Source organism: Streptococcus mitis (assembly GCF_901542415.1).
Taxonomy (GTDB): domain Bacteria; phylum Bacillota; class Bacilli; order Lactobacillales; family Streptococcaceae; genus Streptococcus; species Streptococcus mitis_BL.
Genome location: NZ_CABEHV010000004.1, coordinates 448,607 through 465,915 on the forward strand (window position 1 = coordinate 448,607; position 17,309 = coordinate 465,915).

General features: G+C 35.0%; 17 protein-coding genes and 1 pseudogene. All 18 read left to right on the forward strand.

Annotation, left to right across the window (positions count from 1 at the left end):
- The first annotated feature begins 147 nt into the window (after positions 1–147).
- The 18 genes and pseudogenes from FQT24_RS02500 (at position 148) to FQT24_RS02585 (ending at position 17,306) form a co-directional block, all read left to right on the forward strand.
- Positions 148–1,038: an ROK family protein gene (locus tag FQT24_RS02500; RefSeq protein WP_045611605.1), complete on the forward strand. Its 891-nt coding sequence runs from the start codon at positions 148–150 to the stop codon at positions 1,036–1,038.
- 24 nt (positions 1,039–1,062) lie between these two features.
- Positions 1,063–1,386, forward strand: coding sequence for a hypothetical protein (locus FQT24_RS02505; RefSeq protein ID WP_000185368.1), 324 nt, complete (start codon positions 1,063–1,065; stop codon positions 1,384–1,386).
- The gene (locus FQT24_RS02510; RefSeq protein WP_143952085.1) at positions 1,376–3,367 is read left to right on the forward strand and encodes a V-type ATP synthase subunit I; all 1,992 of its coding nucleotides are present in this window, start codon (positions 1,376–1,378) and stop codon (positions 3,365–3,367) included. The genes FQT24_RS02505 and FQT24_RS02510 overlap by 11 nt, the downstream gene beginning before the upstream one ends.
- Positions 3,368–3,382: 15 nt before the next feature.
- The gene (locus tag FQT24_RS02515) at positions 3,383–3,859 is read left to right on the forward strand and encodes a V-type ATP synthase subunit K (protein WP_000400484.1); all 477 of its coding nucleotides are present in this window, start codon (positions 3,383–3,385) and stop codon (positions 3,857–3,859) included.
- A 33-nt stretch (positions 3,860–3,892) separates the two neighbouring features.
- A complete protein-coding gene (locus FQT24_RS02520; RefSeq protein WP_045611601.1) occupies positions 3,893–4,474 on the forward strand; it encodes a hypothetical protein in 582 nt (193 codons plus the stop codon).
- A gap of 64 nt (positions 4,475–4,538) precedes the next feature.
- Positions 4,539–5,546: a V-type ATPase subunit gene (locus FQT24_RS02525; RefSeq protein WP_045611600.1), complete on the forward strand. Its 1,008-nt coding sequence runs from the start codon at positions 4,539–4,541 to the stop codon at positions 5,544–5,546.
- The gene (locus tag FQT24_RS02530; protein ID WP_045611598.1) at positions 5,536–5,856 is read left to right on the forward strand and encodes a V-type ATP synthase subunit F; all 321 of its coding nucleotides are present in this window, start codon (positions 5,536–5,538) and stop codon (positions 5,854–5,856) included. The genes FQT24_RS02525 and FQT24_RS02530 overlap by 11 nt, the downstream gene beginning before the upstream one ends.
- A 62-nt stretch (positions 5,857–5,918) precedes the next feature.
- Positions 5,919–7,694: a V-type ATP synthase subunit A gene (locus tag FQT24_RS02535; RefSeq protein ID WP_045611596.1), complete on the forward strand. Its 1,776-nt coding sequence runs from the start codon at positions 5,919–5,921 to the stop codon at positions 7,692–7,694.
- Positions 7,695–9,080 (forward strand): V-type ATP synthase subunit B, encoded by a 1,386-nt coding sequence (locus FQT24_RS02540; protein WP_000111248.1) that lies wholly within the window; start codon positions 7,695–7,697, stop codon positions 9,078–9,080. It abuts the gene before it with no gap.
- 22 nt (positions 9,081–9,102) lie between these two features.
- Positions 9,103–9,714, forward strand: coding sequence for a V-type ATP synthase subunit D (locus FQT24_RS02545; protein WP_000251932.1), 612 nt, complete (start codon positions 9,103–9,105; stop codon positions 9,712–9,714).
- 88 nt (positions 9,715–9,802) lie between these two features.
- Positions 9,803–10,201: pseudogene (locus tag FQT24_RS02550) on the forward strand (ATP-binding cassette domain-containing protein); the annotation flags it as partial.
- A gap of 595 nt (positions 10,202–10,796) precedes the next feature.
- Entirely contained in the window at positions 10,797–11,096 is a 300-nt protein-coding gene (locus FQT24_RS02555) for a hypothetical protein (RefSeq protein ID WP_000869763.1), read from the forward strand.
- A complete protein-coding gene (locus FQT24_RS02560; RefSeq protein WP_061425195.1) occupies positions 11,086–11,574 on the forward strand; it encodes a hypothetical protein in 489 nt (162 codons plus the stop codon). Before FQT24_RS02555 ends, FQT24_RS02560 begins: the two co-directional genes overlap by 11 nt.
- A complete protein-coding gene (locus FQT24_RS02565; protein WP_143953011.1) occupies positions 11,574–13,451 on the forward strand; it encodes a VirD4-like conjugal transfer protein, CD1115 family in 1,878 nt (625 codons plus the stop codon). Before FQT24_RS02560 ends, FQT24_RS02565 begins: the two co-directional genes overlap by 1 nt.
- Positions 13,452–13,471: 20 nt before the next feature.
- Entirely contained in the window at positions 13,472–13,714 is a 243-nt protein-coding gene (locus FQT24_RS02570; protein WP_143952087.1) for a hypothetical protein, read from the forward strand.
- Positions 13,715–13,730: 16 nt separating this feature from the next.
- On the forward strand, positions 13,731–14,585 hold the full coding sequence (locus FQT24_RS02575) for a VirB6/TrbL-like conjugal transfer protein, CD1112 family (protein ID WP_001054256.1): 855 nt from the start codon (positions 13,731–13,733) through the stop codon (positions 14,583–14,585).
- A 53-nt stretch (positions 14,586–14,638) separates the two neighbouring features.
- A complete protein-coding gene (locus FQT24_RS02580; RefSeq protein WP_001097589.1) occupies positions 14,639–14,998 on the forward strand; it encodes a PrgI family protein in 360 nt (119 codons plus the stop codon).
- A complete protein-coding gene (locus FQT24_RS02585) occupies positions 14,949–17,306 on the forward strand; it encodes a VirB4-like conjugal transfer ATPase, CD1110 family (RefSeq protein WP_185952533.1) in 2,358 nt (785 codons plus the stop codon). Before FQT24_RS02580 ends, FQT24_RS02585 begins: the two co-directional genes overlap by 50 nt.
- The last annotated feature ends 3 nt before the right edge of the window (positions 17,307–17,309 follow it).

Genomic DNA, 17,309 nt, shown 5'->3' on the forward strand with positions numbered 1-17,309 from the left:
AACAGAATAGTAAATTCTTATCATTATATAATTTCTAAAGTTCTGTGATACAACTCATTGAATAAAGAAATAGAGATGGGACTGGGATAATGCCCAGTCCCATTTTTTATCAAAAAGTAATGAGATCAAAAATGTGGGAGTGATGAAATGAAGATTATAGGGATCGATATTGGCGGAACAACAATTAAGGCAGATTTATACGATGATTTTGGAACGAGTTTAAATCAGTTCAAAGAGATAGAAACAATTATTGACTATGATTTGGGAACGAACCAGATATTAAATCAGGTCTGTGATTTAATTGGTGAGTATATTTTAAATTATTCAATTGATGGTGTTGGGATTTCCACTGCTGGAGTTGTTAATGCTAATACAGGAGAAATCATCTATGCAGGCTATACAATACCAGGCTATATCGGAGTAAACTTTACTTCCGAAATAGAAAAACGTTTTGGGTTGTCTACTTTTGTTGAAAATGATGTTAATTGTGCTGCATTAGGTGAATTGTGGAAGGGACAAGCCAAAGATAAGAAAAATGTAGTAATGGTTACTATTGGAACAGGTATAGGAGGCAGTATTATTGTCAATGGACAAATTGTTAACGGATTTAACTATACTGCTGGTGAAGTAGGCTATATTCCTGTAGGTAATTCGGATTGGCAAAGCAAAGCCTCAACAACCGCATTGATTCATTTATATCAAAAGAAGAGCTTGAAAACTAATCAAACTGGACGCACTTTCTTTACTGATTTAAGTTCTGGAGATAAAATCGCTAAAGAAACTTTTGAAATTTTTGTAGAAAATCTAACAAAAGGTTTATTAACTATTTCTTATCTACTTAATCCAGAAATTCTCATATTAGGAGGTGGGATTCTGGCTAAAAAGGATATTTTGTTACCTGAAATTCAAAGTTCTTTAGCTAAAAATGTAATGGATAATAGGTTTTTGCCTAAAAATGTTGTAGCAGCTACATTAGGAAATGAAGCTGGTCGTATAGGTGCTGTAAAAAATTTCTTAGATAGAATTTCTAATAAATAGTGTGAAAGATAAGGAGGTGTCACAATGACTAACTCTGTATTTTCGACAATGCAAGATATTGAGAATGTTGCAACCGATATTATAAAATCATATGATAATGAGATTTATACGTATAAAGCTGTCTCCCAAAAAGAATTGGAAAAACTAGAAAAAAGTTATGATGAAAAAAGTCACGAAGAATTAATTTCAATAGAAAGCAATTTAGAAATGAAACAACAGAACCTCATTGATGAGGTTAATAAAACAATCAAGGAAAATGATGCAAAGATTCAGTATATTTCATCAAGTAGGAGAGGAGAATTTGTAGAAAAAATTATTGGTAGGGTGGTAGAAAAATATGGCTATTAGTCAGATGAAAAGAATTTCTCTACTATTTACTAAGAGTAGTCTTGATGATGTTTTAAAAACTATTCAAGAACTAGAGTCAGTGCAGTTCCGTGATTTAAAGGTTCAGGATAACTGGTCAGAAGCTCTAGAAAAAGATGAGGTTGTATTTCCAACTATTCAAATTTCTCATACTTCTAATTCCAATCATGGGTTTATTGAAGGAAATGATGCCTTGACTTATTTGTTGAATAAACAACAACATTTGGAAGCAACTGTAGAGAAATTACAAGAATACCTACCGAAAGAAAACACGTTTAAGTTATTACAGCAACCTCCGATAACAACCTCTTATGAAGAATTAGAAAAATTTGGTAAAGCTAATGTTGCTGAAGGTGTTCTTAAAAAAGTGAATGATCAAATAAACAGAGTTCATGAATTAGAAAGAAACATTCAAAGTAATAATGAGGAAATAGAGAGATTAATAAAGTGGGAAAAATTAGAAATTGTTCCTGCGCATTTAGAACAATTTTCTTTCTGTAGAGGAAAAGTCGGAACAATTCCAAGGACTGTAGATAATCGCTTATACAATAATTTTTTAGAAAACAATATCGAAGTTCAAGAAATATTTTCTAATGATAGAGAGTACGGTGTTGTTGTTTTCTATCAGTCCAGTTGCTCTATTGATTTTGATGACTACTTATTTGAACCATTTGATTATTCTAGAAAAGAATTACCGAAGCAGCGAGTAGTAGATTTGGATCAAGAAAACATGCAGTTAATAACTGAAAAAGAGAATATTATCGCATCGTTGCAAGATTCAAAGAAAAATTTGATAGATTTACAATGGCAAATTGACTATATTTTATCTATCTATGCTCGTCAAATCTCTAAGAATAACCTTTTGAGCACTCCGCATCTAGTTGCATTAGAAGGATGGATAGAAGAAACTCGTATTTTATATTTTATAAAAGTTATGGATGAGCGTTTTGGACATTCTATTTATATTTATGAATCGGAAACATTGTCGGATAATCAAGATGAAATACCTATCAAATTAACGAATCACTCTTTAATTGAACCATTTGAATTATTGACAGAAATGTATGCTCTGCCCAAATATTATGAGAAAGATCCTACACCTGTATTAGCACCATTTTACTTTACATTTTTTGGAATGATGGTTGCTGATTTAGGCTATGGTTTACTATTGTTTTTAGGAACAATGTTAGCATTAAAAATTTTTCATCTACCTTCAGTAACTAAGAGATTTTTAAAATTCTTTAATATATTAGGGGTAGCCGTTGCAATTTGGGGTGGAATCTATGGCTCATTTTTTGGATATGAGTTGCCATTTCATCTGATATCTACAACCTCGGATGTCATGACTATATTAGTAGTGTCAGTTGTGTTTGGATTTATTACAGTATTTGTAGGTTTGTTAGCTTCAGGACTACAAAAAGTAAGAATGAAGAAATATGCAGAAGCATATAATTCAGGATTTGCGTGGTGTGTCATTCTGCTTGGCTTGTTATTTATTGCTGTCGGAATGTTGATGCCTGATATTAGACCGTTATTTGTATTAGGGAAATGGGTATCTATTTTTAATGCTGTGGGGATTTTGATTGTTTCTATTATTCAAGCCAAAAGCTTGTCAGGTATTGGATCAGGATTGTTTAATCTATATAATATTTCATCTTATATAGGTGATTTAGTTAGTTTCACTCGATTGATGGCATTAGGATTATCTGGAGCAAGTATAGCATCAGCTTTCAATTTAATTGTTGGTTTGTTTCCGGGGACATTGGCTAAACTGACAATTGGATTAGTATTATTCATTCTTTTACATGCGATCAATATTTTTCTATCGTTACTATCAGGATATGTTCATGGAGCACGTCTGATATTTGTTGAATTTTTTGGTAAGTTTTATGAGGGTGGAGGAAAACCATTTCAACCTTTGAAGGCTTCTGAGAAATATATTAAGGTTATTACAAAGAATTAATGGAGGATATATATAATGGAACATTTAGCAACTTATTTTTCAACCTATGGAGGAGCTTTCTTCGCTGCATTGGGAATTGTATTGGCGGTTGGATTAAGCGGTATGGGGTCTGCTTATGGAGTTGGTAAGGCTGGGCAATCTGCCGCAGCTTTACTGAAAGAACAGCCAGAAAAATTTGCCTCAGCTTTGATATTGCAACTACTGCCCGGAACACAAGGATTATATGGTTTTGTTATTGGAATTTTAATTTGGTTGCAATTAACTCCAGAACTTCCTTTGGAAAAAGGCGTTGCTTATTTCTTTGTAGCTCTTCCAATTGCTATTGTAGGATACTTTTCGGCTAAGCATCAAGGAAATGTAGCAGTAGCGGGAATGCAAATCTTGGCTAAAAGACCAAAAGAATTCATGAAGGGAGCAATTTTGGCTGCCATGGTAGAAACCTATGCAATTCTTGCCTTTGTCGTATCATTCATTTTGACCCTTCGTGTATAAGAAATTAATTTGCTATTCAAAGGAGGTGTCTAAATGAGCAATTTAGAAAACTTACGAGAATCTGTTATTGAACAAGCTCATGAAAAAGGGCGTATGAAATTATTGGATTCCAAAAAGAAGATTGATGATGAATTTGAAATGCAAAAGTCGATCATTGTAAAGAAAAAAGAAGCTGAACATGAACGAAAGTTAAAAGATTTACAGCAGAAATATCAAATAATTTTTCAACAATTAAAAAATAAGGAACGCCAATCAACGTTAGTATCAAAACAGAAAATATTAAAAGAACTTTTTCAATCTGCTTTAATAGAAATGGAATCTTGGAATGCAGATAAAGAAATGGAGTTCATCTATCGAATTCTGGAACGATATTCACAACAAGAGGTCATAGTAACTTTTGGGGAGCGGACTTTAGCTAAATTCAATTTGGAACAATTAGAGAAATTGAAATTCTCTTTTCCAAATCATTTATTTAGTGAACAGCCTGTCTCAAATGAATCAGGCTTACTTATTTCAATAGGTAAAATTGATGATAACTATTTGTATAAAACATTAATTGGTTCGATTTCTAAGGAAGAAAGTTCAAGTATCGCAAATCAAATTTTTATCAATTAAGGATGAAATTGGTTAATTCTTCTTAGAAATTTGGAGTATTCCAATAAAATTAGAAAGGTATTTTATGGATACTAATCTTTTTTCAAAAATAAATACGACGATTTCGGTAAAAGAAAACGATTTTATTACAGAAGAAAAATTTCAAAAAATTATACAATCCAAAGATACGGAGACATTGGCATTTATCTTAGAAGCAACTCCCTATCATTTATCTATTGACGTTTTAGAAAATCCTAGTCAGACAGAGATTTCGCTAATGACAAAATTAGTCAATGATTATAGATGGGCCTATGCTGAAAGTCCGTCTGATAAAATTGTGACTTTATTTGCTTTACGATATGTTTATCATAATATCAAAGTTTTATTAAAATCTAAGGCGGCAATTAAGAAAGATTTTTCTAAATTATTAATTCCAATAGGGATTTTTGATATAGAAAGTTTAAAACATTTAGTTTCTTCCTTACATTCAGATACACTTCCTGATTTTATGGTTCATGAAGTAGAATCAATTTGGAATGAGTATGAAACTTTTAATAATATTCGTGTACTTGATGTCGGAGCTGATCTAGCATATTTTAAACATCTGAAACTTTTATCTAATGAGTTAGGTGGGGTGCTGTCTCAGGTTATTGTTGCAATGATTGACTTTTATAATATTATTACTGTAAAACGTGGTTTATCTCAAAATAAGAGTCATGGGGATATTTTACAATTACTTTCAGATGAAGGAAGTATTTCTGCTAAAGAATTTATATACATTGTAGAAAATCAAGAAATATTTGTGTGGTTCAATAAAATAAATCTAAGCTTAGATTCAATCTTTTCAACTTACGAATTGAAGATGCAGGACGCAACAATTTCATCTTCTGAGTTAGAATTTTTATGTGATTTACTATTGTATAAAACTTTAGATCAAGGAAGGTATAATGTAGATGGGCCGTTAGTTCTTGCTAGATATTTATTGGGATGTGAGTTTGAAGTAAAGAATCTTAGAATGATCATATCAGCTCTTCAAAATACAATTCCTTTTGAATCAATAAAAGAAAGGATACGCCCGCATTATGGAAGCTAATAAGTATAAAATTGGCATAATTGGTAGCTATGATATTATTTTACCCTTTAGCATGATTGGGTTTGATATATTTCCTGCCTATCAAGAACAAGAAGCTACAAATACTCTAAGAAAATTAGCTCAATCTGATTATGGTGTCATTTATATCACTGAAGACATTGCTTCAATGATATTAGATACAATTCGCCATTATGATTCTCAAGTTGTGCCTGCTATTATTTTATTACCGACTCATAAACAAGGTTTAAATTTAGGATTAAAACGTATAGAGGATAATGTAGAGAAAGCAGTAGGACACAATATTTTATAATAATGTACAAAATTGTCTGTAATATTATTCTATAATTTTTGGACTTAGTAAGGAGAATAACTTTGACTCAAGGGAAGATTATAAAAGTATCGGGACCTCTAGTTATTGCATCAGGTATGCAGGAGGCTAATATTCAAGATATTTGCCGTGTAGGTAAGCTAGGGTTAATCGGTGAAATTATTGAAATGAGAAGAGATCAGGCATCTATCCAAGTCTATGAAGAAACATCTGGTCTTGGTCCGGGAGAACCTGTTGTTACAACTGGAGAACCTCTCTCGGTTGAATTAGGGCCAGGATTGATTTCTCAAATGTTTGATGGCATACAACGCCCATTAGATCGATTTAAATTGGCTACTCATAATGATTTTCTAGTTCGTGGGGTAGAAGTTCCAAGTTTGGATAGAGATATTAAGTGGCATTTTGATTCCACTATAGCAATTGGTCAAAAAGTGAGTACGGGTGATATTCTTGGAACTGTCAAGGAAACCGAGGTAGTTAATCATAAAATTATGGTTCCTTATGGAGTATCTGGAGAAGTCGTTTCTATTTCATCTGGCGATTTTACAATTGATGAAGTTGTATATGAAATAAAAAAATTGGACGGTAGTTTCTATAAAGGAACGCTTATGCAAAAATGGCCTGTCCGCAAGGCGCGTCCTGTTTCTAAACGTTTAATTCCAGAAGAACCATTAATCACAGGTCAACGAGTTATTGATACATTCTTTCCAGTAACCAAAGGGGGAGCTGCAGCAGTTCCTGGACCGTTTGGAGCAGGAAAGACAGTTGTACAACACCAAGTAGCTAAATTTGCCAATGTTGATATTGTTATTTATGTTGGTTGTGGAGAACGTGGAAATGAAATGACGGATGTACTGAATGAGTTTCCTGAGTTGATTGACCCTAATACCGGACAATCAATTATGCAACGGACAGTTCTGATTGCTAATACTTCAAATATGCCTGTTGCTGCTCGTGAGGCTTCAATTTATACAGGAATTACCATGGCTGAGTATTTTCGTGATATGGGCTACTCTGTCGCCATTATGGCTGATTCAACTTCACGTTGGGCAGAAGCGCTACGTGAAATGTCAGGACGTCTAGAAGAAATGCCTGGTGATGAGGGTTATCCTGCTTATCTGGGAAGTCGTATCTCTGAATATTATGAAAGAGCAGGACGTTCTCAGGTTCTAGGGCTTCCAGAACGTGAAGGAACGATTACTGCTATTGGAGCTGTATCGCCACCTGGTGGAGATATTTCAGAACCAGTTACTCAAAACACTTTACGGATTGTGAAAGTTTTTTGGGGGCTTGATGCTCCGTTGGCACAGCGACGTCATTTTCCTGCAATTAACTGGCTTACATCTTATTCACTATATAAAGACAGTGTGGGCACTTATATAGATGGTAAAGAGAAGACAGATTGGAATAGTAAAATAACTCGTGCGATGAACTACTTACAACGGGAATCTAGTTTAGAGGAAATTGTTCGTCTTGTTGGGATTGATTCTCTGTCTGATAATGAACGACTAACGATGGAAATTGCTAAACAAATTCGAGAAGATTATTTGCAACAGAACGCTTTTGATTCGGTAGATACATTCACTTCGTTTGCAAAACAAGAAGCAATGCTAAGTAATATCCTAACTTTTGCTGATCAGGCAAATCATGCTTTAGAGTTGGGTTCTTACTTTACAGAGATTATGGAAGGTACCGTGGCAGTTCGAGACCGTATGGCGAGAAGTAAATATGTTTCAGAAGATAGATTAGATGAAATCAAAATTATATCAAATGAGATTACACATCAAATTCATTTGATATTAGAAACAGGAGGTCTATAAATGAGTGTTATAAAAGAATACAGAACTGCTAGTGAAGTTGTTGGGCCTCTTATGATTGTTGAACAAGTAAATAATGTGTCTTACAATGAGTTAGTTGAAATTCAACTTCATAATGGAGAAATTCGTCGTGGACAAGTTTTAGAAATCCACGAAGATAAAGCAATGGTTCAGCTTTTTGAAGGATCTAGTGGAATAAATTTAGAAAAGTCTAAAATTCGTTTTGCTGGTCATGCATTAGAATTGGCTGTATCTGAGGATATGGTTGGTCGTATTTTTAATGGGATGGGAAAACCAATTGATGGTGGACCAGATTTAATTCCAGAGAAATATTTAGATATTGATGGTCAAGCTATTAATCCTGTATCTAGAGATTATCCAGATGAATTTATTCAGACAGGGATCTCCTCTATTGATCATTTGAATACTCTTGTACGTGGTCAAAAATTACCAGTATTTTCAGGTTCGGGCTTACCTCATAATGAATTAGCTGCTCAGATAGCAAGACAAGCGACTGTTTTAAATTCTGATGAAAATTTTGCGGTTGTATTTGCAGCAATGGGTATTACTTTTGAAGAAGCTGAGTTTTTTATGGAAGAACTCAGAAAAACAGGAGCAATCGATCGTTCGGTTTTATTTATGAACTTGGCAAATGATCCTGCAATTGAGCGTATTGCAACTCCCCGCATTGCTTTAACTGCGGCAGAGTATCTAGCTTTTGAAAAAGATATGCACGTTCTAGTTATCATGACGGATATGACTAACTATTGTGAAGCGTTACGTGAAGTCTCGGCAGCTCGCCGTGAAGTTCCAGGGAGACGAGGCTATCCGGGATATTTATATACAAATTTATCAACTCTATACGAAAGGGCTGGTCGCTTAGTTGGTAAAAAAGGTTCGGTGACACAGATTCCTATTTTAACAATGCCAGAAGATGACATAACACATCCAATTCCGGATTTAACTGGATACATTACTGAAGGGCAAATTATTTTGTCGCATGAGTTGTATAATCAAGGTTATCGTCCACCAATCAATGTTTTACCTTCTCTCTCTCGATTAAAAGATAAGGGATCTGGAGAAGGTAAAACTCGTGGAGATCATGCTCCAACTATGAATCAACTGTTTGCAGCCTATGCCCAAGGGAAAAAGGTTGAAGAGTTAGCAGTAGTATTAGGAGAATCGGCTTTATCTGATGTAGATAAATTGTATGTGAGGTTTACAAAGCGTTTTGAAGAAGAGTACATAAACCAAGGATTTTATAAAAATCGAAATATAGAAGATACGTTGAATCTTGGGTGGGAATTACTATCAATTCTTCCTAGAACAGAGTTAAAACGTATCAAAGATGATTTGCTTGATAAATACTTACCTTTGGTAGAAGTTTAATCCGGAAATGGAGTGATTATCGATGGTACGTTTGAATGTAAAACCAACTCGTATGGAATTGAATAACTTAAAGGAACGTTTGAAAACAGCTGAACGTGGACATAAGTTATTAAAGGATAAAAGAGATGAATTGATGAGGCGATTTATTTCTTTGATTCGTGAGAATAATCAACTTCGGAAAGAAGTAGAAAGTTATCTAATTGATAATCTAAAATCCTTTGCAGTTGCTAAATCATTAAAGAATTCTCAAATGGTGGAGGAATTATTTTCAATTCCATCGAAAGAAATTGAATTATTTGTTGAGAAAGAAAATATCATGAGTGTAACAGTTCCTAGAATGCATATGAATATTACTTCTCAAAATGAGAACAGTGAATACAGCTATTTATCTTCTAATAGTGAAATGGATGATGTATTTGCTACAATGAATAGTTTAATTGATAAATTACTAAGACTGGCAGAAGTTGAAAAAACGTGTCAGTTAATGGCTGATGAAATAGAAAAAACACGTAGACGTGTAAATGGTTTAGAATACTCGATTATTCCAAACTTGTCGGAAACTATTCATTATATAGAATTGAAACTAGAGGAGGCAGAAAGAGCCAATTTAGTTCGTATTATGAAAGTGAAGTAGATCCTTTATTTAGATTATTAATTAGATGAACAAATATCAGCTTGGATAAGGCTTTAAGACTTTCTAAGCTTTTTTATTGACAGTATCAGGATATCTTTTTCAAAATTTTGGTTTGTTAGATAATGAAAATGTTTCTACTAATCTAGATTTAGGATTAGTAAATCTTAAATGTAAGTATATAGAAAAAGATAAGTTAAAAAAAGATGTATTAGCAAGAGTTGGTCTAACTCATATTCATCTGGAACAAAAGATATATGAATTGTCTGGCGGTGAAGGACAACGTGTTGCTTTAGCGAAAATCATTCTTAAAAATCCACCATTAATACTTGCGGATGAGTTGACTGCATCGCTCGATCCTACGACTTCACAAGGAATTATGAAATTATTATTAGATATGAAAAATGAAAATCGTCTAATCATCATTGCAACTCATAATCCCGATATTTGGAATCAAGCAGATGAAGTTATAAATTTAAATCAATTATAGTTACAGTCAATAGATATCTTCTATATTTTAAAGTTATTTTATCTGAATCCGTAAAAGCAGTTCAATCTTGTACTGCTTTTTTCTTTTACGACTTACGCTGTTTGGTTTCATGAGCAAGCCCCTCAAAGTGAACTAATAACAAATCATGAGAAGTGATAGTGATGAAATTTCTGTAACGGATGTAGAGCGAATTGCTGAACCATTAAATGAGTATCTCTCGAAGTAGATGCGTCTATTTTGACTTCTAGTCTGATAGAATGGTAGTTTGAAAATGTAAATGATAGCTACTGTTCATAAAACATAGAAGGTATGTAGGGTGTTGTGAGAGGAGCTAGAAATTAGTACTTACCTGATTATTCCAACAACTCCAAAGATGTGATAAAAATTTCAACTACTCTTATCTATAATAAAGATACCTGTTCTTTGAAAATTGAATCCACTCCGTCTTGATTAGCGTGCCTGTGTAAGTAGGGACTGAGAGTATTTCCCTGTGAAGGGCAACTGGCACAAGACGTGTGTGAGAATTTTCTAACAGACACGGAGTTTATCGTTACCAGACTTAAACGATGCGACAAACTAGATAAAGGAGTTAATCATGAAAGTAGTAAACTTGTATGATTTGAAACAAATGGGAAATAAAGGTGGTTGTACCATCCAATTGATTCATCACTTTCCCTTTGGTATGGGCTTAGGACATCTCAAAAAAGACTACATTGAATTTAAACGCGTTGGTATCGTTGATGGGAAAGCAGTAGAAGTTACTCTTCGAGAACCTTATTCGAGAGATCTACTGCAGGTTGTCAAGTCGATTAAGCAACGTCAGAAATTGATAGCTTATCGTTATAAAGAAGGAAAGCTGCTATTTGTTAAGAAGGAGGCATCAGATGTCCTCTGAACAACAGGAACGAATGGCAGTTCAATATGCAGAGCGTAGTCTTTTATTTACTGTAAGAAGTCTTTTAAAGATTCTAGAATGGTCTAGACGTCAGGCTTTAGCACAGGATTCCGCCTATAAGATAGGAGTGCAGAAATTAGAAGAATTGCTACAATCTCCTTATTCGATTGATACGATTAATCTGAAAAAAGATTTTTTAGACAAACCAATTGATATAGAGAAATTTAAGTCTTTTTTAGAAAAAGAAGAGATTCCTTTAGCCCTCGCTTGGCAAGGGGATTCTCTACATTTCTACACGAAAGACCGTTCGATTCTAGACAATCATTTAGACCATCTGTTAGAAAAAATGGTTAATGATCCGGAGAAATTAGCTGATTTTACCATGGATCAGTCATTAGACGATGCTATTGATGAAGCTAAATCCCAAATTACCTTTAGACAAGAAGGAGCCGTCAAACAGAAAGAGATGGTGAGATGATGTACAGTGGAAAGAAATTCCTACTATTCTCACTGTTAGGCATCTTACTAGGCTATCTTTTTCATCGTTTGACGCTTTTGTATGATTCCTATACTGGAAATAGCTTAGATAAATGGACTCATCTCCTGATGGAAGGTCAAGATGAAGTTATTCAGTCGCCATGGAATGTTTCCTTTACTGGAAAATCAAGTGCTTTTTTTCTACTAGGTTTTGTGATGATGTTACTAGTTTATCTCTATCTAGAGACTGGTAAAAAACAATACCGAGAAGGAGTAGAATACGGGAGCGCCCGTTTTGGAACTCTAAAAGAAAAGAAGCTCTTTTACGGTAAGGAATTTTCTCATGATACGATCTTAGCACAAGATGTTCGTCTGACATTATTAGATAAAAAACCACCCCAATATGATAGAAATAAGAATATTGCGGTAATAGGAGGTTCAGGAAGTGGGAAGACATTTCGCTTTGTGAAACCCAATCTGATTCAGATGAATAGTTCAAATATTGTCGTGGATCCTAAAGATCACTTGGCCGAGAAAACAGGCAAACTCTTTTTAGAACATGGCTACCAAGTAAAGGTGTTAGATTTAGTCAATATGAAGAACTCAGATGGCTTCAATCCTTTTCGCTATATAGAGACAGAAAATGATTTGAATCGCATGCTGACGGTTTATTTTAATAACACCAAAGGTTCTGGCTCCCGAAGTGACCCATTTTGGGATGAAGCTTCTATGACTTTGGTACGAGCTTTAGCCTCCTACTTGGTCGATTTCTATAATCCACCCAAAACAAGAGAACAGCTCATAGAAGAAAGTCGTTTAAGTCAAAAAGAATACCAAAACTTGTTGAAACGTCAAAAAAAAGAAGTGGAAGAGCGAAAAAAACGAGGGCGTTATCCAAGTTTTGCTGAAATCTCAAAACTCATTAAACACTTATCCAAGGGTGAAAACCAAGAAAAAAGTGTCTTAGAAATTCTATTTGAAAATTATGCTAAAAAGTATGGGACTGAAAATTTTACCATGCGAAATTGGGCAGATTTCCAAAATTATAAGGATAAGACTCTGGATTCTGTTGTTGCTGTAACCACTGCTAAATTTGCCCTCTTCAATATTCAAAGTGTTATGGATTTGACCAAAAGAGATACCCTTGATATGAAGACGTGGGGCAAGGAAAAATCAATGATTTACTTAGTTATCCCAGATAACGATAGTACCTTTCGCTTTCTTTCAGCCCTCTTTTTTTCAACCGTATTTCAAACCCTAACAAGACAAGCAGATATTGATTTTAAGGGTCAATTACCTCTTCATGTGAGAGTCTATTTAGATGAGTTCGCAAATATCGGAGAAATTCCAGATTTTGCTGAACAAACCTCAACAGTCCGTTCTCGAAATATGAGTCTCGTTCCTATTCTTCAAAATATTGCCCAACTTCAAGGGCTCTATAAAGAAAAAGAGGCTTGGAAAACCATTCTTGGGAACTGTGATAGCTTAGTCTACTTAGGTGGTAATGATGAAGATACCTTTAAGTTTATGAGTGGATTACTCGGTAAACAAACCATTGATGTTCGAAATACGAGTCGTTCCTTTGGCCAGACAGGTTCAGGATCCCTTTCTCATCAAAAGATTGCTCGTGATTTAATGACACCTGATGAAGTCGGAAATATGAAACGGCATGAATGCTTGGTTCGAATTGCTAATATGCCTGTCTTTAAAAGCAAAAAGTACAATTCAACTAAGCATCCAAACTGGAAATACCTAGCCAATCAAGAAACCGATGAACGGTGGTGGAACTATCAAATCAATCCTTTGAATCAAAGACAAGAAAATCATCTTGAAGGCTTTAGAATTCGTGATTTAACTTTTGAATCTAGTTTAAAATAAAAATAGAAAAGAGGAAATAGATGATTACGCATTTTAAAGGTTTTGTTTATGGAGTAGACGCTAGTGCCATGTTTGCACAAGCTATGTCTTTGTTACAGAAGGGATTGATTGCGGTTGGTGTCTTTCTCGTTGTTGTAGGGATTGTCAACCTTGCAACCAACATTAAAGACGGTGGACCAGGTGTTCGGAATGCCATTCTGGAAATTGTCGGTGGTGTTATGGTCGGGGCTGCTGGAGCCTTTGTAACCCAGATTTCAATTTAGGAGGATAAACAATGACATGAATCTTAGTTTAGTCTCACCCTTTGTTTACCTTGCATCTGAAAAAATATCAGCTGAAAATTTATTTGAAGGGTTTAATGTAGATTTACAATCTACGGTAGATTTGATTAAATCCCTATCTAGCTACAATCCAACAGTTTGGACTTATATGTCTAGTATTACTAAAAGTGTCATGCAGCCCCTTGGAGTTGCGATTTTATCAGTTGTTCTCATCTTAGAATTTTCGAAGATGGCAAAGAAAATTGCTAACTCAGGTGGAGCGATGACCTTTGAAGCATTAGCGCCGATGTTGATTAGTTATATTATGGTCGCAGTTGTAATTACCAACACTACCGTCATTGTAGAAGCCATCATCGGGATTGCGAGTCATGCCATTGAACAAGTGGCTTCGATTGTGGCTCACGGTGGGGCAAAGTATGATACCATCTCTGGATTAAAAGGTTCAGGATTTATTGGCCGGATGATTGTAGGCTTTTTCGCCCTCCTCATTTGGCTTGTTCGGATAGTAAGTGCAGCCATGGTCAATCTTTTGGTATCCATTCGATTTATTCAACTTTACCTTATGATTCCATTTGCCCCTCTTACGATTCCAACATTTTTAAGTGATGAGTGGAAGTCTATTGGTATTGGCTATTTAAAAAATATTATGGTCTATGCGGTACAAGGGGTTCTTATTTTTCTGATTGTTTCTCTTGTTCCTTTGTTTGAATCTGCTGGGAAAATAGCTGTTTCAAATGGTGCAGGAGTCTTGCAATCACTTGCGATTATGTTTGGTAGTTTAATACAAGCTATCTTACTGATTATTGCCCTCGTTGGTTCTCAACGTACGGCTCGCTCAATCTTAGGTATGTAATTAGATAAAGGCTAGGAAGTGATTGCTTCTTAGCCTTTTTAGAAAGGAAAGTCATGAATACACGTGTCTTTAAAGACATCTCAAAATACCAACACAGGGCTTGGTTAGGTTTCACCACAAGACAAATCATCTTTGTTTTACCAGCCTTTATTGTCACAATTATTGTTTTGGGCTTGAATCTCTTTTTCTGGCAATTTGGAGATTGGTTTGTTTACGGTTTTGTGTTTGCTTTTACCATCCCCCTAATGCTTTTTGGAGTCTATAAACCCAATGATTTATATTTTGAACATTATTTGAAATACCGTCTTCATTTTGAATTAACGGTTCCCCTACGCACAATTACAGGAAAGAAAGGACCTGAACATGAAAAGAAAATCAAATACATTAAAGAAACAAAAAACTTCAATGACTAATCAGAAAGAAGTAGTTAAAGGAAAAAAAGAGGAAGTGTTACCATCAACGGCTAATACGCTTGCCTATCAAGCCCTGTATCAAAATGGTCTGATGCAGGTAAAAGAAGATTATTTCTCACAAAGCTATTTACTTGGTGATGTCAATTACCAGACCGTTGGTTTAGAAGATAAGGGCGCAATCATTGAGAAGTATTCTGATTTGATTAACTCCCTAGATGACCAAACCAACTTCCAATTGACTATCTTTAATAAAAGATTGAATTTAGAAAAGTTTAGACAAAGTGTTTTGTATGAGGAAAAAGAAGATGGATATGATAGCTATCGTAAAGAATTGAATCGGATGATGAATCAGAATTTAGACAGTGGTGAAAATAACTTTTCAGCTGTGAAACTGATTAGCTTTGGTAGAAAGGATTCTAATCCCAAACAAGCCTATCGTTCCTTGTCTCAAATTGGAGAATATTTCAAGAGTGGTTTTTCAGAAATTGATGCTCGCTTTGAATCCTTGGCTGGAGAAGACCGTGTCAACTTGTTGGCCGATATGCTTAGAGGAGAACACCATCTTCCTTTTTCTTACCGTGATTTAACGAGATCGGGTCAGACAACTCGTCACTTTATAGCTCCTAACCTTTTGGATTTTAAAAACAAGAATTACCTACAAATTAATGACCGCTTATTGCAGATTGTCTATGTGAGAGACTACGGCATGGAATTAGGTGATCAGTTTATCCGAGACCTCATGCAAGGAGATTTGGAATTGATTGTAAGCCTTCATGCTCAAAGTTCGACTAAGGCAGATGCTATGAAGAAACTAAGAACAAAGAAGACCTTGATGGAATCCCAAAAGATTGGGGAACAACAAAAACTAGCTCGTACAGGTATCTATTTGGAAAAAGTAGGTCATGTTTTAGAAAGCAATATCGATGAAGCTGAAGAACTCTTAAAAACCATGACCGAGACAGGAGATAAACTGTTTCAAACGGTCTTCTTGATTGGGGTCTTTGGTCAGGATGAAGAGGAACTCAAACAAGCCCTAGATACGATCCAACAAGTGGCTGGCTCAAACGACCTAATGATTGATAAACTTCCATATATGCAAGAAGCAGCTTTTAATAGTTTGCTGCCATTTGGTTGTGATTTTTTAGAGGGAGTATCACGGAGTTTATTAACATCTAATGTAGCAGTGAACTCTCCTTGGACTTCAGTAGACTTACAAGACCGTAGTGGGAAATATTACGGTATCAATCAAATCTCAAGCAATATTATTACCATTGATCGTAGCCTATTAAATACACCGTCTGGTCTGATTTTAGGAACATCAGGAGCTGGGAAAGGGATGGCAACCAAGCATGAAATTATCACGACCAAAATCAAGGAATCTGGTGAAAATACTGAAATTATCATTGTGGATCCAGAAGCAGAGTACAGTGTCATTGGACGGGCTTTTGGTGGAGAAATGATTGATATTGCGCCAGATTCCCAAACATATCTCAATGTCCTTGACTTGTCTGAAGAAAATATGGATGAAGATCCTGTAAAGGTAAAATCAGAATTTCTTTTATCCTTTATTGGCAAGTTATTGGATAGAAAAATGGATGGAAGAGAAAAATCGATTATCGACCGAGTTACCAGACTCACCTATCAGTCATTTAAAGAGCCCTCTTTGGAAGAATGGGTCTTTGTCTTGAGTCAACAGCCAGAAGAAGAAGCGCAGAATTTGGCACTTGATATGGAACTGTATGTCGAAGGTTCTCTTGATATTTTTTCTCATAAGACCAATATTCAGACAGGATCTAATTTCTTGATTTATAACGTTAAGAAGTTAGGAGATGAGCTGAAACAAATCGCCCTTATGGTTGTTTTTGATCAGATATGGAATCGTGTCGTTCGGAATCAAAAATTAGGGAAGAAGACCTGGATTTATTTTGATGAAATGCAGCTTCTCTTATTAGATAAATATGCCAGTGATTTCTTCTTTAAATTGTGGAGTCGTGTCAGAAAATATGGAGCTAGTCCGACTGGGATAACCCAAAATGTCGAAACCTTATTGTTAGATCCAAACGGTAGACGGATTATTGCAAATAGTGAATTTATGATTCTCCTCAAGCAAGCAAAAAATGACCGAGAAGAACTAGTTCAACTCTTAGGCTTGTCAAAAGAACTCGAAAAATACCTTGTCAATCCAGAAAAAGGGGCAGGACTGATAAAAGCTGGTTCAGTTGTCGTACCCTTTAAAAATAAGATTCCTCAAGGTACTCAATTGTTTGATATCATGAGTACGGATCCTGATAAAATGGCTTCTAATTAAGGG